The organism is Pseudoalteromonas sp. MBR-15, from assembly GCF_053628915.1.
Window position 1 is genome coordinate 1 of the sequence record NZ_JBRJHH010000033.1, and the last position, 1,113, is coordinate 1,113.

At 41.7% G+C, this 1,113-nt stretch carries 1 protein-coding gene; it reads left to right on the plus strand.

Going from position 1 to position 1,113, the window contains the following annotated elements:
• Positions 1-127: 127 nt before the first annotated feature.
• Positions 128-1,094 (plus strand): IS630 family transposase gene (locus ACSSVW_RS20310; RefSeq protein ID WP_454180077.1). Its coding sequence is split into 2 segments (ribosomal slippage): positions 128-526 and positions 528-1,094, totalling 966 coding nucleotides; the frame shifts between segments, so codons are not numbered across the junction.
• The last annotated feature ends 19 nt before the right edge of the window (positions 1,095-1,113 follow it).

Sequence of the window (1,113 nt, forward strand, 5' to 3'; positions counted from 1 at the left end):
ATACCATTCCGCTTAAATATCTGATCTAATATAGGCTATATAAAATCACCGGTTAATAACATTGAACCCAAATATATCTGAACAACTTTTGGCGCTTTCACGAAAAGAACCAAACGCACGAAAGCGCATGCGATTGCTCGCAGTGTCATTATTTTATGAGGGTAATAGCAGAACCGATATTGCAAAACGTCTTAACACAGCACGAAGTAGTGTTAATAAATGGGTTTCTAGTTACTTAGAGCATGGGCTGGATGGTTTAGACAATAAGCCTATTCAAGGACGCCCATCAAGATTACAACAGCGGCAACTTGAGCAACTGTCTGAATTTATAAAGCGCACGAACACAGAACTTCAAGGTGGACGCCTTACCGGTGAAGACATTGTGCATTACATTCACACTGAGTTTGGTGTTCATTATCACTTAAATCATGTCTATAAAATTCTAAAGCAACTTGGCTTTAGTTGGATCACAAGTCGCTCTAAACACCCGAAACAATCATTACAGAGCCAAGAAGCTTTTAAAAAACTTCCAACTGGAAACGATCCTTCACACACCAGGACACCTTCCTCTTGACCGTATCGACGTATGGTTTCAGGATGAAGCACGATTTGGCCAGCAAAATCCGACTACGCGTATTTGGGCTGAAACAGGCACTCGGCCACGGATTGTAAAACAACAGCAATTTGACTATGGATATTTATTTGGTGCGGTATGTCCAGCCACAGGCCAAACAGAAGCGTTAGTTAGCCCATTCGTAAATAAAGAAGCGATGACGCAGCACATGCGCCAGATTTCACACGCAACACCTGCTGGAAGGCATGCTGTCGTGATAATAGATGGCGCAGGCTGGCACACATACGATACAGCTGCAGAATTTAAAAACCTAACCCTGATAAAGCTTCCACCTTATTCACCCGAGCTAAATCCAATAGAGCAAGTATGGAGCTGGATACGACAACATTGTTTATCCAATAGAGTGTTTTCGGGCTATGACGAAATTGTCGATGAAGTTTCAAAGGCATGGAATCACTTTATTTCGATACCAGATCGAGTGAAGAAAATGTGCAATCGGGAATGGATTAAATTGATTTAATCTTTATGCGGAATGGTAT